Consider the following 24506-nt stretch of genomic DNA (forward strand, 5'->3'; position numbering starts at 1 on the left):
GGGCCTTGTGCCTACTCGCCGGCCATATGCTCGAAACTGGCCGGCGCGCCCGCGCTGGCCGCCAATGCCTTCTCGCCCTCGATGCGCGCCTTGGCGCGCTCGCTCACCGGCAGCTTCAGTGCCTCGACCAGCGCTCGGTATTCCTGCCGGGCGCTCAGATGCGACATCGACGGCAACCCGCCCAGCATTTCCGCATCCAGCGGATCGAACACCGTCATGCCAGTTGGAAACAGCGAGCGGAAGATCACGCGCTCGGCGATGCCCTCCGCCACGCGGCAGCCCAGCCGCACCGCAATCTTTTCGATGGCGCTCTGCACGATCTTGGTCGAGCGCGACGGCAGCATCGAGATGCGGTTGCGCACGATCACCCAGTCGATGGTGCGCCCATCGATCGACAGCCGCTCGGTGCGGGCTCGCTGCACCAGCCGCGCATAGTGGCTCATCTCTCTGGGGTCGCCGGTGACCGGGTCCACATGCGCCATCACGTCGAGGTCGATGATCGAGTCGTTGAGCGGAGTGATCAGCGTATCGGCCAGCGAATGCGCCAGCCGGGTCAGGTGGGTGTCGAAGCCCGGCGTGTCGACGATCAGGAAGTCGGCTTCGCCCTCGACCTCGATGATCGCCTGCCGGAACAGGTCGAACTCGACTCGCTGGTTCTCCTTGACCGAATCCGACTTCGACAGCGGCAGATGGAAATGCGTGGCGTGCGGCAGCTTCAGGTCGTGCGCCTGGGCCCAGTTGCGGCGGTTGCGCACATAATGGGTCAGCGTCTGCTGGCGGCTGTCGACGTCGATCGAAGCGACGCGAAAGCCCTGATACATCAGGAAAACGGCAAGATGGAACGCCGTGGTCGACTTGCCGGAGCCGCCCTTCTCATTGCCGACGACAATGACGTGCGTGCCTGTCCTGCCCATCAGTCTCCCCTGCCGCTCCAGTAGCCCGAAGCGACGCGATTTCGGGATTCGGTCGTTATTTGCCCGAGCGAACTATTGATGAGACACCCACCCCGTTCAAGGGGGTGTTTCAGCATCAGGCGATGACAGGCACACAACGTCACCCTAAAGCCGCGCTTCCAGCGCCGCCTGATCGGCGAGGAACATCACCTGGCCGCGCCGGTTGCTCTCGTAGATGAAGTCGCGCAGCGACGGGCTCTCCGCCGTGAAGCGCGAGATGTCGCCCAGGATGGCAACGCGAAAGCCGTATTGCTGGAATTTCTGCAGCACCGCGCCGGCGAGCCCGGTGCTCAGCCAGAAGAAATCGTCCACCAGGTGGTCCACCGGAATGGCGATCAGGTCGATGCCCAGCCCGTAGGTCGAGCCGATCACGTCGTTGCTGTCCGCTTCGGCGGCAATCACCGGCCCCTCGTAAAAGCCGACATTGACGCCCTTGATCGCTGTGCTCTGCATCAGATCAGTCCTAGTTTCGCCAGTTCTTCGGCGAGTTCGAGCGAGCCTTCCTCCTCGAAACCGCCTTTGCCGATATCGGCCGGGGCATCCTTGGGATCAAGGTAGCGCCAGCCCTGGAACGGTGACTTTGGCCGCGGGATGGTGCGCACCATGTCCGGCGCCATGATGATGTCGCAGCACTTCAGCCCCTGCTCGTCGACGGCTTCGGCGAGCCTGAGGATCGGCTGGCGGCAGCGTACGACGCCCGAAATCACCCAGTAGATCGAGCCTTGCCCCTCCATCTCGTCCTTGCGCTTGGGCATGGTGCGAGTGCGGTGGACGTGGACGTCCTCGCCGTAGTCGGCGCCCCACCAGTGAGCGCGCTCGTTGCGATAGGATTCGAGCTCTTCCAGCGTCGCAACGCCGACGCAGAGCTTGATCATGTGCATCATGCGCTGCCGGCCGCGTCCCGCTTGGCGAGGATGATGTCGATCTCGTCGTGCTCGACCACCCACGGCTCTTTCACGGCTTCGGCGAACCACTCCTGGAAGGCCGGCAGCGCGTAGATCGCCTCGACATATTCCTGCGCCAGATCGCTTACCGGCAGCTCGTAGGTGCGGATGCGTGTCGCCACCGGCGCAAACATGGCGTCGGCGGCGTTGAACGCGCCGAACAGGTAGGGGCCTCCGGAACGCGACAGCAGGTCGCCCCAGATCCGCTCGATGCGCTTGAGGTCATCGGCCACCACGTCGAAATCGACCTTGCCCGGATGCGAAGCCCTGAGGTTCATCGGCGCTGCGTCGCGCAGGGCGTTGAAGCCACCATGCATTTCGGCGGCCGCCGAGCGCGCATAGGCCCGCTCCATCCGATTGGATGGCCAGATGCCCTTGGCCGGATACTTGTCGTGGAGGTACTCGATGATCGCCGTGGTCTCGGGCAGCACGACGTCGCCATCGACCAGCACCGGCACTTTGCCGCTCGGCGATTTCTTGCGCAGGTTCTGCTGCCAGCCCTCGCCATTGAGCAGCACCAGGTCCTCATCGAACGGGATGTTGAAGTGGCGGAGCACCAGCCAGGCGCGCAGCGACCAGCTCGAGTAATTGCGATTGGCGAAGATCAGTTTCATCGGTCGGCCTCAAAAGCGGAAGGGCGCCGAGTGGCCCGGCGCCCTTCCAAAATTCTGTACTATCGAAGGACCTTCAGGTCCAGTTGCACCCCGTCCTAGGCGCCGGCAACGATAGTGAACACGAGTGACATGGCCAGCAAACAGACGAGTGTCCAGGACACTGTCGGTAAGGCGGAACGCCACCATTCGGTCTTTGATTGGCCTCGCATCAAAGCTCCTCTTTGCCGTTCTCGGGCTGCCGCAACCACACTTGGTGACGAAATTGCGACAGTAATGATTCGTTAACTCGGCGAGGGCGTGGTTGGGAAGTGGCGGGAAAGCCACGGTGGATAGGTCGAGTATCCCTGTGGAAAGCGGTTCAGAACAGTCCGAACCAGAGCCCGGCGATGCCCAAAAAGGCGAAGAATCCAATGACATCGGTCACCGTGGTGACGAACACCGAGGAGGCGATGGCTGGGTCGACCTTCAGCCTGTTGAGGGCCAGCGGGATCAAAATTCCAGCGCTGCCGGCGGCGATCATGTTGATGATCATGGCCAAACCGATGACCATCCCCAGACCCGGGTTGGCATAGCGGAGCCAGGTGACGGCGCCGATCAGCACCGCGAAGATACAGCCGTTGAGGAAGCCGCCGGTGACCTCGCGGAGGATCAGCCGGCGAACGCGGCCCCGATCGAGGTCGCGAGTCGCCAGCGCCCGCACCGTCACCGTCATGGTCTGCGTGCCGGCATTGCCGCCCATCGAGGCGACGATCGGCATCAGTGCCGCCAACGCCACCATCTGCTCGATGGTGGCGTTGAACAGGCTGATGACGAACGAGGCGAGCATGGCGGTGAAGAGGTTCACCACCAGCCAGGGGGCGCGGCTTCGCACCGTCGACAGCACGTTGTCCGACAGTTCTTCGTCGCCGACGCCGCCGAGCAGCTTGATGTCCTCGGTGGCCTCCTCATGGATGACGTCGACGATGTCGTCGACGGTCAGCACGCCGACCAGCCGCTTGTTCTCGTCGATGACGCCGACTTCCACGAGGTCATAGCGCTCGAAGTCGCGCGCCGCTTCCTCCTGGTCCTCGGTAGCTTCCACGGTGAGGACGTCGTGGTTCATCAGGTTCTCGATCCGCACCTGCCGCTTGGCGCGGAGGAACTTGTCGAGCGGGATGGTGCCCAGCACGCGGTAGCTGGGGTCGACGACGTAGAGCTGGTAGAATTCGTCCGGCAGGTCCTTTTCCACCCTGAGGTAGTCGATGGTCTGACCGACGGTCCAGAATGGCGGGATGGCGATGAAATCGGTCTGCATCCGCCGACCGGCGGAATCCTCGGGGAAATCGAGGCTGCGCTTGAGGCTCAGCCGTTCGAAGGCCGGCAGCTGCGCGAGGATTTCCTCGCGGTCACCCGCATCCATGTCCTCGAGGATGTAGACGGCGTCGTCGTTGTCGAGCGTCGCGACGCCACGCGCCACATCTTCGGTCGGCAGCTCCTCGATCAGGTCGGTACGAACGTTGTCGTCGACTTCGGTCAGCGCCAGGTAGTCGAACTTGTCACCCAGCATCTGGACCAGGGCGACGCGCTCGTCCTGCTCCAGCGCCTCGAGCACGTCGCCGGCGTCAGCGGCGTGCAGCGGCTCCATCATCTCGGCGACGTCGTGCTCTTCGCCCGCCGAGAGGTGGGCGCGCAGCCGCTCGATCCACTCCTGATTCAGGTGATCGTCCGGACCGCGAAGCGCGTTCGGATCGGGCCGGGTTTCCCCGATTTCCGCGATGTCGGATTCATTGGTCATGGAGACCCCGGGAGGCAGGCGCTTCGGGTTCAAAACGTGGTGTAGCCAATCGGTCGTGGATGCGCCAGACTTGCGAAGCTCGTCGAGCGCTGTTTTTTGCTTCGCTGAGAAGGAGATGGCGATGGGCCGCGAGATGGATCGGATGCTGCGCCTCTGCGCGGCACTGCAGCTCCCCGAAGTGAGCGAGTCCACCAGCTATGGCGCGCCATCGCTCAAGGTGAAGGGCAAGAATTTCGCCTCGGTGCGCGGCCCGGCGGAGATGGTGCTGCACTGTCCGCTGGAACACAAAGAGCTGCTGATGGAGATGGCGCCCGAGATCTACTGGCAGACCGACCACTTCAAAGGCTGGCCGGGCCTGTTGGTCCGGCTCGATGTGATCGGCGACGAGGAGCTGTCGCTGCGGCTCGAGGACGCCTGGCGGTTCCGGGCGCCCAAGCGGCTAGCGGATGCCTACACCGCCAGCAAGCCTTAGGGCGTCAAATCCTTTGGCGGCTCGATGCCGTTGATCAGCGATGCCGTGGTCACCGTGTTGGCAAGCAGGCAGACGATGGTCATTGGCCCTACCCCGCCTGGCACCGGCGTAATGGCGCCCGCCACCTCGGCGGCCGCTGGGTAGTCGACGTCCCCGAGCAGACGCGTCCTGCCTTCGCCGCGTTCGGGCGCCGGGATCCGGTTGATGCCCACATCGATCACCGTGGCGCCCGGCTTGATCCAGTCGCCCTTGATCATCTGCGGGCGGCCGACCGCGGCAACCACGATGTCTGCCTGCCGAACCACATCGGCAAGGTTCTTGGTTCTGGAATGCGCCACCGTCACGGTGCAGTTGTCGCGCAACAGCAGCTGGGCCATCGGTTTGCCCACGAGATTTGAACGCCCGACGATCACGGCGTTCAGCCCTTCGAGCGAACCGAGCGTATCACGCAGCAGCATCAGGCAGCCGAGTGGCGTACAGCTCACCGGCCCTGGCAGCCCGATCTGCAGCTTGCCGACGCTCGCCGGCGTGAAGCAGTCGACATCCTTGTCGGGCGAGATGGTGGCAATCACCTTGTTGGGGTCGATCTGCCTGGGCAGCGGCAGCTGCACCAGGATGCCATGAATGGCCGGGTCGGCGTTGAGGTTCTGCACCAGCGCAAGCACTTCGGCTTCCGAGGCATCCTCGGGCAATTCGTACTTTTCAGAGTGCATGCCGACCTCGACGGTCTGCCTGGCCTTCTGGCTGACATAGATCTCGCTGCCTGGATCATGCCCGACGATCACCACCGCAAGGCCGGGTGTCACGCCGTGCTCGCGCTTCAGGCGCTCGACATGGCCGGCAATCCGGGTGCGAAGCCCCTCGGCGTAAGTCTTTCCGTCGATGATCTTGGCGGTCATGGCAGCTCCTTGGGTGGAGCCGCCGATATGGAACAACTCGCACTTCGGCGCAACCTCAGTAAGGCGCGCGGATAGTGATCCCTTCGGCCTCGAGCGCAGCCCGCACGGCCCGAGCGATCGCCACCGCCTCATCGGTATCGCCGTGGATACAGAGCGAAGTCGCCTCGGTACGGATCACCGAGCCATCAATTGCTACCAGTTCCCCCGCCCGCGCCAGCCGGACGGCGCGTTCGGCAATCGCTCCGACATCGTGCAGCACCGCGCCGGGCTGCGAGCGCGGCACCAGCAGGCCGTTGGGCTGGTAAGCGCGGTCGGCATAGGCCTCGCGCACCACCGGGTAGCCCAGTGCCTCGGCCACCTCGACCTGGGCGCTGTCATCGATCGCCAGCACCGAGAGACCCGGCACCAGCCCCGTCACTGCAGCAAAGCACAAAGCCGCCACGGCCGGTTCCTCAGCCGCCATATTGGCCAGCGCACCGTGCAGCTTGAGGTAGCGCACCGGCACACCCTCCTCCTCGGCGTACTCGACCAAGGCGCGCACCTGTCCCCGTACCTGCTCGTCCAGCTCTTCGGGTGGCAGGAACAAGCGGCGGCGACCAAAATGCTCGCGATCGGCAAAGCCCGGGTGCGCGCCAACCGCAACACCGCGTGCCTTGGCTGCCCGCAGGCTGAGCCGCATCGTCGTCTCGTCGCCGGCGTGGCCGCCACAGGCGATCGAGGCCGACGAGATGATGTCGAACAGCGCGGCATCGCCCGGCATGCCCTCACCGAGATCGGCATTGAGATCGAGTTCGTTCACGGCTTCAGTCCTTCTGCATGCGCCACGGTCACCGGCGCGAACCGCACCTGGGTGCCGGGCCGCAGTTGGGAAAATCGGTCGAGATCGGCCGTCACCACCGTGGCGATCCGCGGGTAGCCGCCGGTCGGTTGGTGATCCCGCATCAGCACGATGGGCGTGCCATCGCCGAGGATCTGGATATCGCCCGGCACCACGGCATCCGACACCAGCGACAGGATTTTTGCTTCGGCGAACACCTGTCCGGGATCGGCAAGCCGGACGCCCATGCGGTCGAGCTGCGGCGATACCGCGAAAGCATCGGTAACAAAGCGCTGACGGATCGCATTGCTGAAGCGGTCGGCATGAATGCCCCGGATCACCCGGATCGGGCCATCCGCCACCGTCGCCGGCGTCGGATGCTGGCCCCGCCCGCGTGGCAGCGTCGCGCCGAGCGGCAGCACATCGCCAGCCCGCAAGGCCCGCCCATCCAGACCGCCGATCCCGGCAATCGAGCTGGTTGCGCGACTGCCCATCACCAGGGGCACATCGATTTCGCGGTCGAACCGCAGGTAGCCATAGTTCCCGGCCGGACCCGGTCGGATATCCACGATAGAACCAGCGCTCAGCAGCGCCCGCGATGGCCATGATTTCGCTTCGCCATCGATGCTGAGTTCGAACGAACCACCATCGACAGCAATGGAAACCGAGCCCTCGGCAACAAAGCCGAGGCCTGCCGTGGTGAACTCGATCCCGGTCGCCCCCGCGGCGCCGAGCCAGACGCCGGCCCGCTCGAACGCCGTGCGATCCATAGGGCCGGAAGCGCTGATGCCGTGCCGCAGCAGCCCCGGTCGCCCGGCATCCTGCAACGTCGCCAGCGGGCCGGCGCGGGTGATGCGGATAGCGCTCACGACGCCACGAACGCTACGCTGTCGCCGGCGCGCACCGTGGTCGGGGGCTCGGCGGCCGGGTCGAAGTTGCGGAACTCGGTATGGCCGATCACGTGCCAGCCGGTCGGGATGGCGGTCGAGGTGATTGCCGTCTGCCCGGCAGCGAACAGCACCGTGCCGGCCGGCACCTGCCGCCGCACCACGCCCCGTCGCGGCACCACCAGCGCCTCGGGGTGCATGCCGCAATAGATGAAGCCCGGCGCAAAGCCGGTGGCCAGTACGCGCAGTGGCGCGGCGTTGTGGGCGGCAATAAAGTCGGCCACCAAGAGCCGCACCAGCCCTGCCACCTCGGAGAGATCCTCGCCGTCGAAATGCACGGTAACGCGGTGCTCGGCGTCCCCGGCAGCCGGCTGCCCGGGTGCCGAGACCAGCAGGCGCACCTCACCGGCCAGTGCATCGAAGCCGATGGCCCCCGGCTCATAGCGCAGCAGCACCGAAACGAGGTTCGGCACGATCTCCACCACGCCGCGCACGCCCGCGGCTTCGACCCGGGCAGCAAAGCCGATCGCTGCGCGATTGGCGTCGTCGGAAAGGCTCTCGGCGAAGCGGATCAGCAGCCCACGGTCGCCCAGGGGCAGCAGGGTTGGCGTAAGGGTGTCGGTCATCGGGCGGCGTCAGGCACCGCCGCCGGGACAGCAGGCCATCAGCAGCTCCCACCGGCGTGGCTTTGGTGGGATCGAGCGCGGCGCATCGACCAACGAAGCGACCTGGTAGGGACTAAGCGGCGGGAGGTCGACAAAGCTGCTTGGTCCCGAACATGGGAAGCAAGGTGGTGGCGGCGGTGGGGCGGCATCCCCGCTGCCCCCGGCGCCCAGCGGCGTGAGATCGAGCGGCACCCGGCTGGGGCCGCAGTACTGGGCATGGGCGACAGAATCGAGCAGCAGCGAGAAGCAGCCGAGGAAGTGTCCGAGCCCGTCCTCCGCTGCCGACGGCACGGAAACCGCTCGCGCCGGGCTCGCAGATATCAGCAACGCCAGAGCGCAAGCCGCGCCGAGACGCCAGTACTGGTTCAGTTTCATCGGCGCTCTCCCGCCCACCGGGCACCTGACGGCCCCCACCAATAGCTAGCAAGGCGCGCCACTCATGGCTATCCGTATGCGAACAGAGTCTCCGGCTTTCGCGGGCGTCTCACGGCAATCGCGCAAGACGAAAAGGTCCAGTTCCCATGTCTATTCCCGGCGCCAGCGTTATCGTCGAAGGCCACGCCATCGTCTCGGTCGACGGCATGATCGCCGCTGCCGATGGCAGCATGCCGCCGGCGCTCCGCAACGAAGCCGACTGGCGCATCTTCCAGGCGGCGCTCGACGCCGCGGCGCTGGTCGTTCTTGGCCGGCTGGGTCACGAGCGGCATCCCAACCCCGGCCGCAAGCGCCTGGTGCTGACCCGCTCGGTCGCAACGCTCGAACGCGACCCGGCCGATCTCCTGACGCAGTTCTGGAACCCAGACGGCATGGAGATCGGCGATGTCCTGAAACAGCTCGAGATCGCCTCGGGCACCATCGCCATCACCGGCGGCACTGGAACGTTCGATGTGTTCCTGCCGCTGCTCGACCGCTTCGTGCTTTCGGAGGTTCGTGATCTCACATTGCCCGACGGCATCCCCTGCTTCAGCAAGGGCCACCCACGCCTGGTGCTGCCGGGCGCCGGTCTCGAGGCCCGCGACATGGAACTGATCGATCGTGGCGTGGTCCAGACCCAGTGGGTCCGGCCCTGATCAGCTCGGATCCTCGATCCGGAAGCCGACCTTCATGACCACCTGATACTGCGCGACCTTGCCCTCGAAGATCGAGCCGCGCACCTCCTCAACCTCGAACCACTCGAGGTTGCGCGTGGTGCGATGCGCCCGGGCGATGGCGCTTTCGATGGCGTCGGTAATCGAGGCCGTCGACGAGCCGACCAGATCGATTTTCTTGTAGGTGTGGTTTGGCATGTCAGTCCCCTTCATCTGTCGAACGGGCAATGAGCCTGGGCTGCCGGGTGAGCCGGCAGGCCAGCTACGCCGCGCCGTTCCGGCGGCGCTGTCAAGAGAATGCGGTGCCAATTGGCCGGCAGCATCTTGACGATACCGCCCCGCAACCGTCACCTGCTGCGCCCACCTCCCAGCGTAGTTCCAGATGTCACCTCGCCGGATCGATCTCGCCGCCAACCTTGCCGCGCTAGCGGCAGGAGCCCTGCTCTCGCTTATGGTCCACCTCAACGGCGAACTGGCTCGCCAGGGCGGCGCACTGTTCTCGTCGTGGATGGCGCACGGCACCGGGACGGTCGCAGCCCTCCTGGTGATCCCGCTGTGGTGGAAGGCGATCCAGCGCAGTGAGGGGCCGCGCCAAGCCATTCCGTTCTGGGCCTATCTCGGCGGCTTTGCCGGCGCGGTGACGGTAATTATGACCTCGACGGCGGTGAACTCGGCGCTGGCGCTGAGCGGCACTCTGGCACTGGGCCTCGCGGGGCAGATCGTCTTCAGCCTCGCCGCAGATCGCTGGGGGCTGTTCGGCATCGCCAAACGGCGCCTGCGGCTGGGCGACGGAATCGCCCTCGCGCTGATTGTCGCCGGCAGCGCCCTCGTGATCTGGGGCAGCCTATGATCGAAGCAGTGGTGCTTGCGTTTGTCGCCGGCGGCCTGGTCGGCGTCAGCCGCCAGTTGAACGGCCGCCTCGCGGTATCGACTTCGGCGCTGTTCGCCTCGTTCTGCAACCACCTCGTCGGCTTTGGCCTCCTGACCGTGCTCGGGCTGGCGATCGGCGGGCTGCTCCGCGACGGTGCGTTCTCGGGGCCGTGGCATATCTATTTCGGCGGGCCGGTCGACGTGGTGTTCGTGGCGCTGAGCAGCTGGATCATCGCCCAGATCGGCGCCACCCGTTCGACCATGCTGATCATCGCCGGTCAGGTGCTCGGCGGTGTGGCGCTGGATTGGGTGCTGACCGGCAAGCCGGTGTCAGTGGCCGCGCTCTGCGGCATCATCCTGATCGTCGCCGGGGTGATCGTCGCGCAGCGGCAGCGGACGACCGCCCCGACCGCGGCGGATGGTGACTGAGCTGGTGGGGAGGCGGAAGCCTAGTTCGGCGGAGGATCTTTCCTTGGCCGAACAATGCCTTTGCGGGCGGCGAGGCCGTCGCCCAGGCGATGCAGCAGCAACCGCACGGCGCGAATGACAGCGTTCATCCTGCACGCTCCGCCAGAAATGCCCGCCAGCCGCCAAAGCGCGTGATCTCTTCCGCCTCGGCCACGGCATGGGCCTCGCAGAGGAACCCCGAAACGGCGGTACCGTCCTCGAGCGAGACCTTGCCGATGCCGAGCGGCGCAGGGATGGCGGCAACGAAACGGCCGAAGGCATCGGATGGCAGCGACCAGACTTCGACCTCGAGACCGGGACCGACAAAACCGGGTTCGCGCACCATGCCCGGCTTGGGCGGCGTCGTGTTGGGGAGGGCGAAGAGCCGGTAATCCGGGGAGGTGCGGCAGCGTTTGACGAACTGGCCGCCCGAGGAGGTCAGTTGCGGGTTGAGCGGCAGGCCGGTGAGATGGGCCCCGACGACCACGATGGGAAGCGCGCCGTCAGCTTGGTTCTCGGCCATGTTCAGATCTCCTCTAGTACGATGATGACGTCGCCGGTTTTGACGTTGCGCCCCGGCCCGGCCCGAACGTCGCGGACGGCGCCGGCGGCGTGGGCGGTGACGGTGATTTCCATCTTCATGGATTCGATGATGGCGACCGGCTGACCCGCTTCGACATGGGCGCCGTCCTCGACCAGGATCTTCCAGATATTGCCGGGCACCGAACTCGCCACGCCGAAGTGGCCGGTCGGGATCTCGCTGGTGTCGGCAGCACTTGCGCCATCGTCGGCGACGAAGCTGTCGAGACCCTCTTCCTTCCAGCGCTGACGCTCGGTTTCAAAGGCCGACTGCTGGGTGCGCTTGAAGGCGCTGATGCTGTCGGCGTTGCGGGCGAGCTCGGCCGCGTAATCCGCGTAGGAGAGCTTTGTCTCCTCGATCCGCACTGGGTAGCCGCCATGCGGGAAGGCGGCGCGCGCTTCGGTCAGCTCATCATGGCTGACCGGAAAGAAGCGGATCTGATCAAAGAAATCGAGCAGCCATGGCGACCTGGCGAAAGCAGCCGTCCGACGCCAGGTGTTCCAGACCTGGATGGTGCGGCCGAACAGCTGATAGCCGCCCGGACCTTCCATGCCGTAGATACACATATAGGCGCCGCCGATGCCTACAGCGTTCTCCGGGGTCCAGGTGCGGGCCGGGTTGTACTTGGTGGTGACGAGGCGATGGCGAGGGTCCATCGGGGTCGCGACCGGCGCACCGAGATACACATCGCCCAGACCGAGGACGAGGTAGCTGGCATCAAAGATGGTGGCCTTTACCGCCTCGATGTCCGGCAAACCGTTGATGCGGCGAATGAACTCGATGTTGTCAGGACACCACGGGGCATTCGGCCGGACCAGCTCCTGGTACTTCCGCATCGCCAGTTGCGCCTCGGGATCGTTCCAGCTCAGCGGCAGATGGACGATGCGGGAGGGGACCGTGACCTGTTCCGGGACCGGAAGGGATTGCTCCATCTCCCGCAGCAATCCGAGGAGATGGCCGCGGCTGATGCGGGTCGAGTCGTAATGGATCTGGAGGGAGCGGATGCCGGGGGTGAGGTCGATGATACCGTTCCTCGCTCCGAGCCTCGCCTCCCGACGCACGGATTCCATCAGCAGGTGAACGCGGAGGCGCAAGGCGAGGTCGAGCGCCATCGGGCCGTACTCGACCAGCAGGTTGTCATCACCCTGCCGCCGGTAGACCACCGGCACGGGGCCGGCATCGGAATGGCCGACGATGGCTGAGCCGGCCTCTCCCGGCCGGTGGATCGCCGGGCCGGCGATCGTGTCATCGGGGCGGGCGACCGGGACAAAGCGGATGCTGTCGCCTGGCTTGAACTGGCCAAGTTTCCAAAGCTCGTCGCGCGCCATGACGGCGGGGCAGACGAAGCCGCCAAGGCTCGGCCCGTCCGGACCGAGGATGATCGGCATGTCGCCGGTGAAGTCGATGGCGCCGACGGCATAGGCGTTGTCATGCAGGTTGGACGGATGGAGGCCAGCCTCGCCACCATCGGTACGGGCCCATCTCGGCGCCGGTCCGACCAGCCGGACGCCGGTGCGCGCCGAGTTGAAGTGCACCTCATAGGCCGTCGAGAACAGGGTCTCGATATCCTGCTCAAGGAAGAAGTCCGGCGCACCGTGCGGGCCGTAGAGCACGCCGACTTCCCAGTTGCGGGTCAGCGGCGCGGGATCGGTGGCGGGGCTAGCAATTTGCCCGGCACGGCCGAGATGCAGGACCTCGCCGGCGCGCAAGGTGCCGGTGGCATGGCCACCGAACTTGCCAAGCGCGAAGGTGGCCCGGGACCCAAGCACTTCGGGCGCCGCAAGGCCGCCGGAGAAGGCGAGGTATGACCGTTGGCCCGGCCCCTCGATCGCGCCGATGCTCAGGATCTGGCCTGCGCCGATCTCGATGCGCTGGTTGTGCAGCAGCGGGGCGCCGTCGAGCTTCATGGGCATGTATGCACCCGCGAGCGCGAGCGTTGCCGGCGCATGAAACCGCAGGGTTGGTCCGGAAACCGTGAGTTCGAGCGCCGCCGTCTCATCGGCATTGCCCACGAGGCGATTGGCGTGGCGAAAGCTGCGCTCGTCCATCGGTCCCGATGGCGGCACGCCGACGTGCCACAGCCCGAGCCGGCTCGGCAGTTCCTGCAGCGAGGACTGCGCGCCGGGCGTGATGACTTCCACTACGTCCGGGGTGAAAGCGAAGCGCCGCAACGCCGTGGTCGCCACCAAACCGGAGGCGAGCAGGTCGGACGAGGCGATGGCGCGGAGGTAGTCGAGGTTGGTTTCGACGCCCGAAATGCTGGTCTCATCCAGCGCGGTGCGCAGCTTCGCGATCGCGGCCGGCCGATCATCGGCAGCGACGATGATCTTGGCCAGCATCGGATCGTAGAAACTGGTGACCTCGGTGCCGGTCTCGACCCAGGTATCGACGCGGGCGTCGCCGAACTTCACCTCAGTGAGCAATCCGGCGCTGGGCTGGAAGTTGGCATGCGGGATTTCGGCGTAGAGCCGGACCTCCATCGCCGCGCCCTTCGGCGTCAGCGGCGCAACCGGGATGACGGTTTCGCCGGCGGCCTGGCGGATCATCCACTCGACCAGATCAATGCCGAAAACCGCTTCGGTGACCGGGTGTTCGACCTGCAGGCGGGTGTTGACCTCGAGGAAATAGAACTCCTCGCGATCGGGGTCGTAGATGAACTCGACCGTGCCGGCGGATCGATAGCCGACGGCACGGCCGAGATTCACGGCGGCCTCGTGTAGCCGATAGCGTGTGGTAGCGGAAAGCCCGGGTGCCGGCGTTTCCTCCACCACCTTCTGGTTGCGCCGCTGCAGCGAGCAGTCGCGCTCGCCCAGTGCAATCACCCTGCCCTTGCCGTCGCCGAAGAGCTGAACCTCAACATGGCGGGCGTCGGAGACGAAGCGCTCCAGATAGACCCGCGCATCGCCGAAGCTGGCCCGGGCGGTGCGTTGTACGCCATCGAAGGCGGCACTCAGCGCCGCTGCGTCAGCACAGAGCGACATGCCGATGCCGCCGCCGCCGGCGGTCGACTTGAGCATCACCGGGTAGCCGACCGTCTCGGCTGCCTCGAGCGCCTGCTCGGCAGTGGCGAGCAGGTCGGTGCCTGGGAGCAGTGGCACACCGTTGGTTTTGGCCAACTCGCGAGCCGTGTGCTTGAGCCAAAAGCCTCGATGTTCTCGGGCGTCGGCCCGATAAAGGTGATGCCCTCGGCTTCGAGCCGGCGGGCAAAAGCCGTGTTCTCCGACAGGAAGCCGTAGCCGGGGTGGACCGCCTGCGCCCCAGTTGCCTTGCAGGCGGCGAGGACGGCTTCGACGTCGAGATAGCTCTCGGCGGCCGGCGCGGGGCCGAGGCGGATGGCTTCGTCAGCGAGTTGCACTGCCTTGGTGAAGCGGTCAGCGTCGGAGTAGACCGCGACCGAGCCGATGCCCATGCGCTTGAGCGTGCGGATGATGCGCACCGCGATTTCGCCGCGGTTGGCGATAAGGACCTTGGTGAACATCACTCGGCGTCCCAGACCAGGACCTGAATGGGCGTCGGGTTGAAGCCGTTACAGGGGTTGTTGATCTGCGGGCAGTTGGAGATGACGCAGAGCACGTCCATTTCGGCGACCAGTTCGACATAGTCGCCGGGCTTGCTCAGCCCATCGACGATGGTCATCTCGCCCGAGGGCGAGATCGGCACGTTCATGAAGAAGTTGATGTTGGGGACGATGTCCCGCTTGCTCATGCCGTGTTTGCTCACTTCCAGCAGGAAGTTGTCACGGCAGGCGTGCAAATAGCGGGTTTCATGGCCGAAGCGGACGGTGTTGCTTTCGCACGAGCAGGCGCCGGCCATGGTGTCATGACGACCGCAGGTGTCGGCAACCACCGTGAGCATGGTGTTGCCCTCGCTGGAGACGATCTTCGTGCCGACCCCGACATAGGCCGAGCCCTGGGTCCGCAGCGTGTCCTGGGCGCTGTAACGTTCGGCAAAGTCGTCGGCGCGGTAGAAGATCGTGTCGACGGCCTGCTGCCCCTCGCTGTCGACGATGCGGATGGTCTGGCCTTTCCTGACGATGCCGGACCACGGCGCTTCGGCGGGGATGAAATGGGACTGGATGGCGGTGGCTGGCTGACGCATTTCAGGCCCCCGCACGGGCGTTGTTCTCGAAACCGCGAACGGCTTCGGCGGTGGCGGTGCGGCAGAGGTCATCGCCCGCCACTTCGGCAACATAGCGGGTGATTTCGACGGGGTTCGGCGCGTAGACCGGCCCGGGATCGAGTGGGTGTGGACAGTTGGACAGCGCAACAAGCAGGTCCATCTCAGCGCGCAGGTCGACATAGTGGTTGCCGTCGAGCAGGTCGGACTGCCAGGCGAAGTGGCCATCGTCATCGGAAACACGGACCGGCGCGAACAGGGTGAGCGCCATCGGCAGATCGCGTCGCGACAGGCCAAGCTTGCCGGCAGCCAGGACGAAATTATCCCGTGTGTTGCGGGTGACGGCGCCGGGATACTTTGCGGCATTGGCGGCGGCAGTGGAGCCGCCAAGCAGCACGTCATGCGCGCCGCCCGAGGAGTCCTCGGTGATCGACAGCATCACCCGGCCCATGTCGGAGAACAGCACCCTGCCCCGCTGGGCGCGGGTATCCCACTGCACCTTGACGGTATCCGGCAGGTTGAGCCGCTCGCTGGTGTCACGGGCGCTCCAGCAGACGAGGGCAACCGAGGCGAAACCGTGCGTCTGTGCGATGCGCAGGGCCTCCCCCTGGCGCAGCAGGGTCGACCAGTACCAGCCAGCGGCCAGGGTTTCGGTGGCGATGACATCGCCCGCGATCGGCGCGGCCGGCACTACGCTGGCTTCCGGCAGTGCCTTGGCGGCAAAGCTGAGGCCCTTTCTCTGGTGTTCTTCGTAGCGGGCGCGGTCGGCAGCGATCTGCTCCGGGGTTCGGCTCATGCCGGATCTCCTTGAGGTGATGGCGCCGGGTCGTCCCGGCTGGCGCCCACCTCGTGGATCGGGCCGTCCCGATCGGGGCTGTCTGGGTCGAGAACACCGGCACGACGCGGCGGCCAGATGTCGATGTCGCGGCTGAGCGAGGCGCCGTAGCGCTCGCGCTCGTCGGGCCGGTTGCGCGGTCGCTCAAAGGCGATGACGCGGGTGCCCAGGGTGAAGGCCTCGCGCATGTCGTGGGTGACCATCACGACGGTGAGATTGGTTTCGTTCCAGAGCCGCTTCATCAGAACGTGGATCTCGGCACGGATGCCCGGATCGAGCGCGCCGAACGGCTCGTCGAGCAGCAGCACCCGCGGCTGCATGATGAGGGCTTGCGCCAGAGCCAGGCGCTGCTGCATGCCGCCGGAAAGCTGGGCCGGATACTTGTCCTCGCTGCCGGCGAGGCCGACTTCGGCGATCAGTCCACGCGCCTCTTCGATGGCGTCGCGACGGGCCGCGCCGACCAGCCGGGCGCGAAAGCGGGACGCCTCAAACTCCTTGCCGAGCAGCACGTTGCCGAGCACCGTCAGATGCGGAAACACCGAGTAACGCTGGAACACGACACCGCGGTCGGGGCCGGGTTCGGGCGCCAACGGCTTGCCGTCGAGGACTATGGTGCCTTGTGTTGCCCGCTCTTCGCCGAGCAGCAGCTTCAGGAACGTGGTCTTGCCACAGCCGGAGGGGCCGACCAGGGCGACGAAGGCCCGGTCCTCGATGGTCAGCGACACGCGCTCGAGGACGATCTGGTCGCCGTATTCCTTCCACACATTGTTGACGACGATCATGACGCCTTATCCAGTTCGGACCACGGAAAGACCCGGATGCGGACGAGATCGATCAGGACGTTGGTGAGCACGGCGAGCAGCGTGATCCAGATGACGTAGGGAAAGATCACGTCCATCGACAGGTAGCGACGGACGAGAAAAATGCGGTAGCCGAGCCCGGAATCTGCCGAAATCGCCTCGGCCGCGATGAGGAACAGCCAGGCCGGACCGAGTTGCAGGCGAAGGCAGGTGAGAAGGCGCGGCAGGATCTGCGGCAGGACGACACGCAAGGCGATCTGCCAGGAATTGCCACCCAGCGTTTCGGCCTTCACCGTCTGCTCGCGCGGCAGTTCCATGACCTTGAGCGCCAGGTCGCGGATCATGATCGGGGCAACGCCGATGACGATGAGGGTGATCTTGGATGTTTCACCCAAGCCCATGACGATGAACAGGATGGGCAGCAGGGCGAGCGGCGGCACCATCGAGACGGCGGCAAAGAACGGGGCCAGCAGCGCCCGGGCATAAGGGAACATGCCAACGACCATGCCGAAGACGAGGGCAATAAGCGTCGAGATGCCGAGGGCGGAGCAGAGGCGGCCAAGGCTCGCCAGAGTATCGGACCAGAGCAGATACTCGCCGGTGCGCGGGTCGGGCACGAAGGCCAGGCGATTGACGGCATCGGCGATACTGCTCAGCGCCGGCAGCAGCTTGTCCGACGGGTTCTCGGCCAGGCGGGCGGTGGATCCGAGCGCATAGGCCAGCAGCAGCGCAAGGAACGGCAGCAGGGCCAGGATCAGCTGGTTGGTTCGCGATGGCTTGAGGTTGATGAGACGCATGGGGTGCCCGGTGGTGGTGGAGACAGACCCCTCATCCGCCGCTCGGGTGCCTTCTCCCCGGCGAGGGAGAAGGCGATGGAGCCGAAGCTGCGGTGAGACGTGTCGTGGCTACAGCGCGCCCTCTGCCGCGGCCTTCATGTAGACGTCCGAGAACCGCAGCTTGATGTTGTTGGCGTCGCCGAGCACCGCGCCACCCGGCAGCTCGATGCCGATGACGTCGGCGGAGGCGGCGCCCGAACCGAGCAGGCCCTTGTCGAAGAGGAAGGTGCGGACCTTGTCCATCGTCACCTTGAGGTCGGGCGAGGTGGTGAAGGTCACGGCTTCCGCCGCGGTCGGGAACAGTTTGGTCGCGGCGAGCTGGGACTCGAAACCGGCCTGATCGGTGCCCGAGGCGGCGCCCATCGCGGCGCGGGCCGCCGCCCCTTCGGGGGTTTGGGCGGTCATCACGGCCATGGTGTCGTACCAGATGCCGGCCAGCGCCTTGCCGAAATCGGGGTTGTCGGTGAGCACCTGGGTGTTGGCGACCATCATGTCGATGATCTCGCCGGGGACCTGCGCGCTGTCGAACACCTTGTGGGCGCCGGGCAGAGCAGCGATCTCGGAGACCATCGGGTTCCAGGTCACCATGGCGCTGACATCGGCGGTCTGGAAGGCGCCGACCATATCGGGGTCCGAGGTGTTGACGACGTTGACGTCGCGCTCGGTCATGCCGACGCTCTCGAGCGCGCGCGCCAGCAGATAATGCGACACCGAGAACTCGACGAGGTTGACCGGAAGCCCCTTGATGTCGGCAAGGGCAGTCTTGTCCTTGAGGATCACCGCGTCGTTGCCGGCCGAGAAATCGCCGATGATCACCGCAGTGGTGTCGACGCCGCCGGCGGACGGGATGGAGAGGCCATCCATGTTGGTGAGGGTCACCGCGTCATAGGCGCCGGCGGTGTATTGGTTCATCGACTCGACGTAGTCGTTGAATTGCGTGACCTCGATGGTGATGCCGTATTTGTCGGCCCATTTCTTGACGATGCCGGTGTCGGCGGCATAGCCCCAGGGCATCCAGCCGACATAGATCGACCAGGCCACCTTGAAGTCGGTCTTCTGCTGCGCCTCGACGGTGGTCGCGCCGGCGGCGATGAGCGCCGTGAGCGCGAGGGCTGAAACCAGTTTGGTGATCTTCATGCGCAATCCCCTGTTTCGACTTGGGGATCGGCGATGGCGCGTAAAGACCCGCGCTGCCAATCCCTTGGCTACGAGGTCTCCCGGGCTTTTGTCCCGCCGTGTCCCGGAGGGATGTCTCCCGCTCCGGTGGATGCTCTCGGACCTGACGCGCCGGATACGTACCGGCGCCGGAACCCTAGCTCCTAACTCTGGATACAATGGAGCAAGGGCCGTGCCAGACTTGAATGCTGTTGCCTTTCAGACTCTTAGATGATGCGCCCACTGTCGGCCAGGCGGTGCCATGTCGAATGCGGGAGCAACCTGCACACAAAGTAGGCGCTGCGCAGCGCTTCTTACCGGGTGATGGCGGGCGCGCCCGCGCTGGCTCCCAGGTACCGTTCTTCCCACCAGGTAAAGAGCATGTCGCGCAGCGCTGCGCCGTCATCATTGCCGTAGAGCGGCTGGCGCGCCGCGTCGAACAGCAGGGCCTCTTCCTCCGTCAGCGTGACGACAAGCTCTTCGATGCGGATCGGCACATTGGTGAAGGCTGGGGCGTAGCTGGGATCGCGGTAGAGTTCCCGGTCGGCCTTGATGACGGGCTGGCGGAAATCCTGCGGCGTGCGCTGGCTGCGCAGGACGGGCGTCGGCGGGACACTGGCGAGGTCCGACTCGGTTGCCTCGAACACGGTGAGCCGGATCGGCTTCAGCGAGAAATTCGAGGTGCGCATGATGTCGGCGCCACAGACATTGGGCACGGCGAGCACATCGGTCAACGCCAGCAGGTCGACATGGTCCCCTGCCCGGCTCGACTGCCGGGTGATGGCCGCCCGACCGTCGGCACCGACTTCGGTGTTCATGAAGAAGTTGAAGCTGTCATGCACATCGTCCGGGGTCAGACCATACTCGCGCTGCGCCTCGGACTGGATGTCATGGCAGTTGGTGTGATCGTGAAAGCCGTAGGCGCTTTCGTAGAGATAGGCCGAGCAGCGCGGGAACAGCACGTCGTTACGCTTGACGGTATCCTTGAGGATATAGAGCAGCGCCCGCTCGCGCGGCGGCTGGCTCCACAGGAACGCGCCTTCGGTGGGGTTGAAGCCGTGCACCGTACGGGTGCGTCCGCAATGCATGAACTCCTTGTAGTCGTGCAGGTTGAAGGCGTTGAAATCGACGCATTGCCCGCCCTCCACCTGCTCGATGCGGAGGATCTGACCGGCGAGCAGCTCGAACGCCTTGCCGGTGCCTGGCTGCAGCATCAGGGTCTGGAGCACGGTTCTCATTTGGCGCGCCGTCCCGCGTGCTCGCGGATGGCCAGCTTCACTAATGCCGCGCGGTCGGGTGCAGCGCCCTTGGCGATGGTGCGGTCGATCAGTTCGAGCTGCTGCTGGTTGAGCTTGAGAATAATGGTCCTGGCCGGCATGCGCCCCTCCCGTTTCGAATACCAAAACTGTATACATGATTGGCGCAACGACGATCCGGTTTCGTGCAGATCAGCCATGCGATTCTCGCATGTTGGCCGCAAGTGGCTGCAAACTGCTGCAGTTTTGCCGGTTGACCGCAAATTCTGGCATACTTGCAACGCTCAATCTCGTATGCATGAATGGATCGGCAATACGAGGTTTGAATGACCAGGCCATCCCCCCGCACCGATATCGCTCACGAGGCGCTGAAACAGGCGATCCTCGAGCGGGCGCTGCAACCGGGCACCAAACTGCCCGAGGATGAGATAGGCGCACATTTCGGCATGAGCCGGACGCTGGTGCGGGCAGTGCTGGCGAAACTGCAATCAGAAGGGCTGGTCGATGCACGGCCCAAGCGCACGGCCATCGTCGCCCAACCGACCCTGGCGGAGGCCCGTGACGTCTTCGAGGTGCGGCGGGGGCTGGAAGCCCAGGCCGTCGACCTCGTCATCAAGCGCTGGAAACCAAGCTTTGGCGCCGAGCTCGAAGGGCTGGTGCGCGAGGAGGATGCGGCCCGCGAGCGGCATGAAGAGCACGTTGCCGGGCGCCTGGGTGGTGAGTTTCACATCCGGCTGGCGAAACTGAGCGGCAATGTGCTGCTCGAGCGCTACATGTCCGAACTGGTGACCCGCTGTTCGCTGATCCTTGCCGTTTACGGCTCGCCGCACAGCCACGATCACAGTGGCCCCAACGAGCATATCGAGATCATCGCCGCGCTGCGCGCCGGCGACGCCGCCAAGGCCATCGGCCTGATGGACGCGCACATGTCCGTCGTGGAGCGCCGGGCCATGCACGATACCGACCCCGCCAGTGTGGCGCTGGGCGATGTGCTGGCCCGCTATGCCGGTGCCATCGCGGGGCGCGACGGCGCGATCCCGCTCAAGCAGAAGCGCGCCAAATGAGCGGCCACGTCCACTTCGACTTTGCCGAGCTGAGTGCGCGCGAGCGCTACAAGCTGTTGATCGGCACGGTGATTCCCCGCCCCATCGCGTTCATCACCACGCTGAGCCGCAGCGGCCAGCGCAATGCCGGGCCGTTCAGCTTTTTCAACGTGCTCACCCACGATCCGGCGATCGTCGCCATCGGCATCGAAAACTACGATGACATGCGCCTCAAGGACACGGCGCGGAATATTCGCGAGACCGAGGAGTTCACCGTTCACATCGTCGACGACGCGCTCGCCGCACAGATGGAGATCTGCGCCATCAAGTTCGGCCCCGATGTCGACGAACTGGCCGAGGCCGGCCTCGAAACGGTACCGGGCAAGGCGGTGCGCAGCCCGCGCATCGTCTCGGCGCCCGCGGCGCTCGAGTGCCGGCGCCATACCACGATCGAAGTCGGCAGGGCGCGAGAGATCGTGCTGGGGCAAGTGCTGGGCATCCATATCCGGGCCGACATTGTCGATCCGGCGCGACTGCACGTCGACCAGCTCAAGATGGATGCCATCGGTCGCCTCGGCGGCCATAGCTACGCCCGCACCCGCGATCAGTTCGACATCAAAACGCTCGGGGTGGGTGAGTACGAACAGCTCAAGGCCAACCGCCTTGTGACTGAAACCGGCGCCGCCTGACCGCGCTCCGGAACTAACCGACTAAGCCATCGCTGCGCCACCGCGCGGCCGAGACGATGGGCGCATGCCGCGCTCACCGGACGATGAAACCTGGACTCATGGGGGTGCAACCTTGTCCAATTTCTCAATGAACCGCCGACACTTCCTCGGCAGCGCCGCTGCCGGATCGCTGCTGCTGGCAAGCGGCATGAAGGCCGAGGCTGCAACGCCGCTGACCATCGGGATGATCTATGTCGGTCCGGTCACCGACTTCGGCTGGAACCAGGCCCATGCCGTCGGTGCCGCCGCGCTGAAAGCCCTGCCTGATGTCACCGTGGTCGAGGAGGAGAATGTCCCCGAGACCGACGCGGTCGCCCAGTCGATGGAATCGATGATCAACCTCGACGGTGCGAAACTGCTGTTCCCGACTTCGTTCGGCTATTTCGACCCGTTCATGAAGGAAGCGGCGAAGAAGCACGCGGACGTCGAGTTCCGCCACCCGACCTCGCTGTGGAACAAGGACACCGATCCGATCAATCTGGGTGGCTACTTCTGCTATCTCGACCAGGGCCACTATGTGAATGGCGTGGCCGCCGGTCTCTCCACCAAATCCAACAAGATCGGCTTCATCGCCGCCAAGCCGATCGCGCTGGTGCTGCGCAACGTCAACGCCTTCACGCTGGGCGTGAAAAAGGTGAACCCCAATGCCGAGGTGCGCCTGATCATCACCGGCGAGTGGAGCCTGCCGGTGCGCGAGGCCGAGGCCACCAACGCGCTGGTCGACGCTGGCTGCGACGTCATCGCCTGCCACGTCGACAGCCCCAAGGTGATCGTCGAGACGGCGGAGGGGCGTGGGGTCAAGAGCTGCGGCCATAATGCCGACCAGGCGTCGCTGGCGCCCAAGGGCTTCATCACCGGCGCTGAGCTCAAGTGGGGCACGGTCTATACCGAATATGCCAAACTGATCGCCGCCGGTGAGAAATTGCCCAACGTCAACGAGGGTGGCTACGACAAGGATATGGTGGCTTCAACGGCGTTTGGCGCCGGGGCGACCGAAGCCGCGATCGCCGCCGCCACCAAGGCGATCGAAGAAACCAGATCGGGAGCCCCGATCTTCGTCGGCCCGCTCAAGGACAATACCGGCAAGCTCGTCATCGACGGCACGCTCGGCCTCTATGACGGCGCCCTGTGGGGCACCGACTACCTGATCGAGGGCGTGGTCGGCTCGATCACCTGAGAAAGCCGATGAGCGGGCCGCGTCGAGAGACGCGGTCCGTCGCCCCCGCGCTGCACCCTACTGGATCATCGTCGGAGCAATCGTCGCGCAGCAGCAGCGTACCACCGGCTGATGTGTCGCACCGTCTGGCCTGTAAAGCGAACCGCAAAAAATCAGGGTCGGCGACCGAGGTCTGCCAACCCGTGCGATGCGCGCGATAACCCGCTCGTCCGCGGGGGGGATCAGGCTGGGCTGGCCGAGACGTCGCCCCCGCCGAGGTCGATGCCGGCTTCGACATTCGCCGCGGCGACCTGAATCCGAGAGGCCAGGGTAGGATCGGTGATTTCGTTGGCAATGATGTTGATGGCGTCCGCGACGCGGGCCCGAACATTGGCCGGCAGGCTGGAGGCAATCGAGCCCAGCTCAACCACGAGTTGCGCCAGGAGCGCGTCCTTCTGATCGGCCGGCAGCCCTGCCGCCCTGATATCGGCGATGTAGGCCTCGACCGCGGCGATGCACGCCTGGTCGCTGCCGCCAGTATGGCAGCTGGCTTTGATGTCGGCGATCGATACGCTGGTAACGACGCTTTGGGCGCCCACAGGGGCTATCGCGCCGAAGGTCACCATGCTAGCGACGGCAAGCGTTCCAAGTATGTTTCGCATGACAAATATCTCCGCAGGATGGCGCAAGGTACTGCATGGTACCGGTCGCGGTCAATCTTGCTGACACTGGGCGACTCTCGTGGCGAGAGGCCGGAGCAGGCAGAATTAGCAAGCTTAACCACGTCTCGTTGCTTGAGTCACCTGAGGTTTCCTGTGGTAACGCCGATGTCTTGAGGGCACGGCGATGAGTGGTCGACGAGCTACCGGCGCCCTTGGCCTGCTGCTGCTTTCGATCACCTCACTGCTCCTGGCCTTCGGCTCGGCCTACGCGCTCCTCGCCGAATCGGGGCCCTATCTGTTCGCCGGCAGCGGGCTGGCACAGCGCATCGAGGTGCTCGCCGACGGTGAGTTCCATCCAGGGCTGTCGCGCCCGGCGCACGATCTCATCCTCGACGATTGCGTGGCCGTCGCGAGCTCGCTCTATGGCCTCACCATGCCCACCGAACGGCGCAACGCGGCGCTCAAGACCTGCAGCAGCGCCGCCACGGGCTTTGCCGCGGCGTCGCCAACCTATGCCTACGCCTATTATGTCGTGGCACTGCTGGCCGCCGAACACAGCGACTCGGGCGCCTTCAACGCCGCCCTCGGCACCTCGCGAGAGTTGGCGCCCACCGAGCAATGGCTGGCCGAGCTCCGCGTGAAGCTGTCCGAGGATCACCTGGCGCAGTTGCAGCCCGCCGCCATTGCCGGCCACGAGACCGACCTGGCGCTGCTGGTCATCAGCCAGCGCGGCATCCGGGTGATTGCTCGCCGCTACGCCGCGCTGGCAGGATTCCGCGAGCGCATCACGGCGATCGTCGAAACCCTGCCACCCGAGCAGCAGAGGCGCTTCGTCGCGGCCTTGCGCAACGAGATCGCCGCCCGCCGAGCGGCGCCCCCTGCCACCCCGTGAGACCTGGAGCCCCAGAC

General features: G+C 65.6%; 27 protein-coding genes, 2 pseudogenes and 1 riboswitch. Of the genes and pseudogenes, 8 read left to right on the plus strand and 21 right to left on the minus strand.

Features of this window, described 5'->3' with window-relative positions:
* Positions 1-11 precede the first annotated feature (11 nt).
* From VW23_RS24485 to mgtE, 5 genes are all read right to left on the minus strand, one after another.
* The gene (locus VW23_RS24485) at positions 12-914 is read right to left on the minus strand and encodes a division plane positioning ATPase MipZ (RefSeq protein ID WP_069912098.1); all 903 of its coding nucleotides are present in this window, start codon (positions 912-914) and stop codon (positions 12-14) included.
* A gap of 144 nt (positions 915-1058) precedes the next feature.
* Positions 1059-1406: a DUF4180 domain-containing protein gene (locus VW23_RS24490; RefSeq protein ID WP_069912099.1), complete on the minus strand. Its 348-nt coding sequence runs from the start codon at positions 1404-1406 to the stop codon at positions 1059-1061.
* The gene (locus tag VW23_RS24495) at positions 1406-1837 is read right to left on the minus strand and encodes a DUF1489 family protein (protein WP_244513724.1); all 432 of its coding nucleotides are present in this window, start codon (positions 1835-1837) and stop codon (positions 1406-1408) included. Before VW23_RS24495 ends, VW23_RS24490 begins: the two co-directional genes overlap by 1 nt.
* Positions 1834-2511: a glutathione S-transferase family protein gene (locus VW23_RS24500; RefSeq protein ID WP_069912101.1), complete on the minus strand. Its 678-nt coding sequence runs from the start codon at positions 2509-2511 to the stop codon at positions 1834-1836. The genes VW23_RS24495 and VW23_RS24500 overlap by 4 nt, the downstream gene beginning before the upstream one ends.
* A 358-nt stretch (positions 2512-2869) precedes the next feature.
* Entirely contained in the window at positions 2870-4285 is a 1416-nt protein-coding gene (gene mgtE / locus VW23_RS24505) for a magnesium transporter (RefSeq protein ID WP_069912102.1), read from the minus strand.
* 121 nt (positions 4286-4406) lie between these two features.
* Here mgtE and VW23_RS24510 point away from each other — a divergent pair, with 121 nt between their 5' ends.
* Complete coding sequence (locus VW23_RS24510) at positions 4407-4757, plus strand: MmcQ/YjbR family DNA-binding protein (protein WP_069912103.1); 351 nt, start codon at positions 4407-4409, stop codon at positions 4755-4757.
* Here VW23_RS24510 and VW23_RS24515 read toward each other — a convergent pair.
* From VW23_RS24515 to VW23_RS28735, 5 genes are read right to left on the minus strand one after another with little or no spacing between them, the layout of a single operon-like run.
* The gene (locus VW23_RS24515; RefSeq protein ID WP_069912104.1) at positions 4754-5656 is read right to left on the minus strand and encodes a bifunctional methylenetetrahydrofolate dehydrogenase/methenyltetrahydrofolate cyclohydrolase; all 903 of its coding nucleotides are present in this window, start codon (positions 5654-5656) and stop codon (positions 4754-4756) included. The genes VW23_RS24510 and VW23_RS24515 overlap by 4 nt on opposite strands.
* A 55-nt stretch (positions 5657-5711) precedes the next feature.
* The gene (locus VW23_RS24520) at positions 5712-6455 is read right to left on the minus strand and encodes a LamB/YcsF family protein (RefSeq protein WP_201788091.1); all 744 of its coding nucleotides are present in this window, start codon (positions 6453-6455) and stop codon (positions 5712-5714) included.
* Positions 6452-7342 carry a 5-oxoprolinase subunit C family protein gene (locus tag VW23_RS24525; protein ID WP_069912105.1) on the minus strand — a complete coding sequence of 297 codons (891 nt, stop codon included), beginning with the start codon at positions 7340-7342 and terminating at the stop codon, positions 6452-6454. The genes VW23_RS24520 and VW23_RS24525 overlap by 4 nt, the downstream gene beginning before the upstream one ends.
* On the minus strand, positions 7339-7986 hold the full coding sequence (locus tag VW23_RS24530) for a 5-oxoprolinase subunit B family protein (protein ID WP_069912106.1): 648 nt from the start codon (positions 7984-7986) through the stop codon (positions 7339-7341). Before VW23_RS24530 ends, VW23_RS24525 begins: the two co-directional genes overlap by 4 nt.
* Positions 7987-7995: 9 nt before the next feature.
* Positions 7996-8400, minus strand: coding sequence for a hypothetical protein (locus VW23_RS28735; RefSeq protein WP_141728484.1), 405 nt, complete (start codon positions 8398-8400; stop codon positions 7996-7998).
* Positions 8401-8546: 146 nt separating this feature from the next.
* On the opposite strand from VW23_RS28735, the gene VW23_RS24535 reads away from it, so the two are divergent.
* On the plus strand, positions 8547-9095 hold the full coding sequence (locus VW23_RS24535; protein WP_069912107.1) for a dihydrofolate reductase family protein: 549 nt from the start codon (positions 8547-8549) through the stop codon (positions 9093-9095).
* Here the strand turns inward: VW23_RS24535 and VW23_RS24540 are convergent, their stop codons facing one another.
* Entirely contained in the window at positions 9096-9311 is a 216-nt protein-coding gene (locus tag VW23_RS24540; RefSeq protein WP_069912108.1) for a dodecin, read from the minus strand.
* A gap of 184 nt (positions 9312-9495) precedes the next feature.
* Between VW23_RS24540 and VW23_RS24545 the strand changes: the two genes are divergently transcribed.
* Both VW23_RS24545 and VW23_RS24550 read left to right on the plus strand, forming a co-directional pair.
* Positions 9496-9963 (plus strand): DMT family transporter, encoded by a 468-nt coding sequence (locus VW23_RS24545; RefSeq protein ID WP_069912109.1) that lies wholly within the window; start codon positions 9496-9498, stop codon positions 9961-9963.
* Positions 9960-10412 carry a DMT family transporter gene (locus tag VW23_RS24550; RefSeq protein ID WP_069912110.1) on the plus strand — a complete coding sequence of 151 codons (453 nt, stop codon included), beginning with the start codon at positions 9960-9962 and terminating at the stop codon, positions 10410-10412. Before VW23_RS24545 ends, VW23_RS24550 begins: the two co-directional genes overlap by 4 nt.
* Before the next feature lie 124 nt (positions 10413-10536).
* On the opposite strand, the pseudogene VW23_RS24555 reads toward VW23_RS24550, so the two are convergent.
* The 9 genes and pseudogenes from VW23_RS24555 to VW23_RS29155 form a co-directional block, all read right to left on the minus strand.
* Positions 10537-10935 (minus strand): annotated as a pseudogene (locus VW23_RS24555) (allophanate hydrolase-related protein); the annotation flags it as partial.
* Between the two features lie 20 nt (positions 10936-10955).
* Positions 10956-14488 (minus strand): annotated as a pseudogene (gene uca, locus VW23_RS24560) (urea carboxylase).
* Positions 14488-15108, minus strand: a complete 621-nt coding sequence (locus tag VW23_RS24565; RefSeq protein WP_069912112.1) for an urea amidolyase associated protein UAAP2 — start codon at positions 15106-15108, stop codon at positions 14488-14490. The pseudogene uca and the gene VW23_RS24565 overlap by 1 nt, the downstream one beginning before the upstream one ends.
* 1 nt (position 15109) lies before the next feature.
* Positions 15110-15922 carry an urea amidolyase associated protein UAAP1 gene (locus VW23_RS24570; protein WP_069912113.1) on the minus strand — a complete coding sequence of 271 codons (813 nt, stop codon included), beginning with the start codon at positions 15920-15922 and terminating at the stop codon, positions 15110-15112.
* A complete protein-coding gene (locus VW23_RS24575) occupies positions 15919-16743 on the minus strand; it encodes an ABC transporter ATP-binding protein (RefSeq protein ID WP_069912114.1) in 825 nt (274 codons plus the stop codon). Before VW23_RS24575 ends, VW23_RS24570 begins: the two co-directional genes overlap by 4 nt.
* Positions 16740-17558: an ABC transporter permease gene (locus VW23_RS24580; protein WP_069912115.1), complete on the minus strand. Its 819-nt coding sequence runs from the start codon at positions 17556-17558 to the stop codon at positions 16740-16742. The genes VW23_RS24575 and VW23_RS24580 overlap by 4 nt, the downstream gene beginning before the upstream one ends.
* Positions 17559-17666: 108 nt before the next feature.
* A complete protein-coding gene (locus VW23_RS24585) occupies positions 17667-18734 on the minus strand; it encodes a putative urea ABC transporter substrate-binding protein (RefSeq protein ID WP_069912116.1) in 1068 nt (355 codons plus the stop codon).
* Between the two features lie 75 nt (positions 18735-18809).
* Positions 18810-18924, minus strand: a riboswitch (guanidine-I (ykkC/yxkD leader).
* Between the two features lie 142 nt (positions 18925-19066).
* Positions 19067-19990 carry a DUF1989 domain-containing protein gene (locus VW23_RS24590; RefSeq protein ID WP_069912117.1) on the minus strand — a complete coding sequence of 308 codons (924 nt, stop codon included), beginning with the start codon at positions 19988-19990 and terminating at the stop codon, positions 19067-19069.
* Positions 19987-20208 (minus strand): hypothetical protein, encoded by a 222-nt coding sequence (locus VW23_RS29155; protein WP_176730480.1) that lies wholly within the window; start codon positions 20206-20208, stop codon positions 19987-19989. Before VW23_RS29155 ends, VW23_RS24590 begins: the two co-directional genes overlap by 4 nt.
* Positions 20209-20334: 126 nt before the next feature.
* Here VW23_RS29155 and VW23_RS24595 point away from each other — a divergent pair, with 126 nt between their 5' ends.
* The 3 genes from VW23_RS24595 (at position 20335) to VW23_RS24605 (ending at position 22956) form a co-directional block, all read left to right on the plus strand.
* Complete coding sequence (locus tag VW23_RS24595) at positions 20335-21072, plus strand: GntR family transcriptional regulator (RefSeq protein ID WP_069912118.1); 738 nt, start codon at positions 20335-20337, stop codon at positions 21070-21072.
* Positions 21069-21740, plus strand: a complete 672-nt coding sequence (locus tag VW23_RS24600; protein WP_069912119.1) for a flavin reductase family protein — start codon at positions 21069-21071, stop codon at positions 21738-21740. Before VW23_RS24595 ends, VW23_RS24600 begins: the two co-directional genes overlap by 4 nt.
* A 127-nt stretch (positions 21741-21867) precedes the next feature.
* Positions 21868-22956 carry a BMP family ABC transporter substrate-binding protein gene (locus tag VW23_RS24605; protein ID WP_425285229.1) on the plus strand — a complete coding sequence of 363 codons (1089 nt, stop codon included), beginning with the start codon at positions 21868-21870 and terminating at the stop codon, positions 22954-22956.
* Positions 22957-23177: 221 nt separating this feature from the next.
* Here the strand turns inward: VW23_RS24605 and VW23_RS24610 are convergent, their stop codons facing one another.
* Positions 23178-23561 (minus strand): hypothetical protein, encoded by a 384-nt coding sequence (locus tag VW23_RS24610; protein ID WP_069912121.1) that lies wholly within the window; start codon positions 23559-23561, stop codon positions 23178-23180.
* Positions 23562-23781: 220 nt separating this feature from the next.
* On the opposite strand from VW23_RS24610, the gene VW23_RS29160 reads away from it, so the two are divergent.
* Positions 23782-24489 carry a hypothetical protein gene (locus VW23_RS29160; RefSeq protein ID WP_069912122.1) on the plus strand — a complete coding sequence of 236 codons (708 nt, stop codon included), beginning with the start codon at positions 23782-23784 and terminating at the stop codon, positions 24487-24489.
* Positions 24490-24506 lie beyond the last annotated feature (17 nt).

Origin of the sequence: Devosia insulae DS-56 (genome assembly GCF_000970465.2) — a bacterium.
Taxonomy (GTDB): Bacteria; Pseudomonadota; Alphaproteobacteria; order Rhizobiales; family Devosiaceae; genus Devosia_A; species Devosia_A insulae.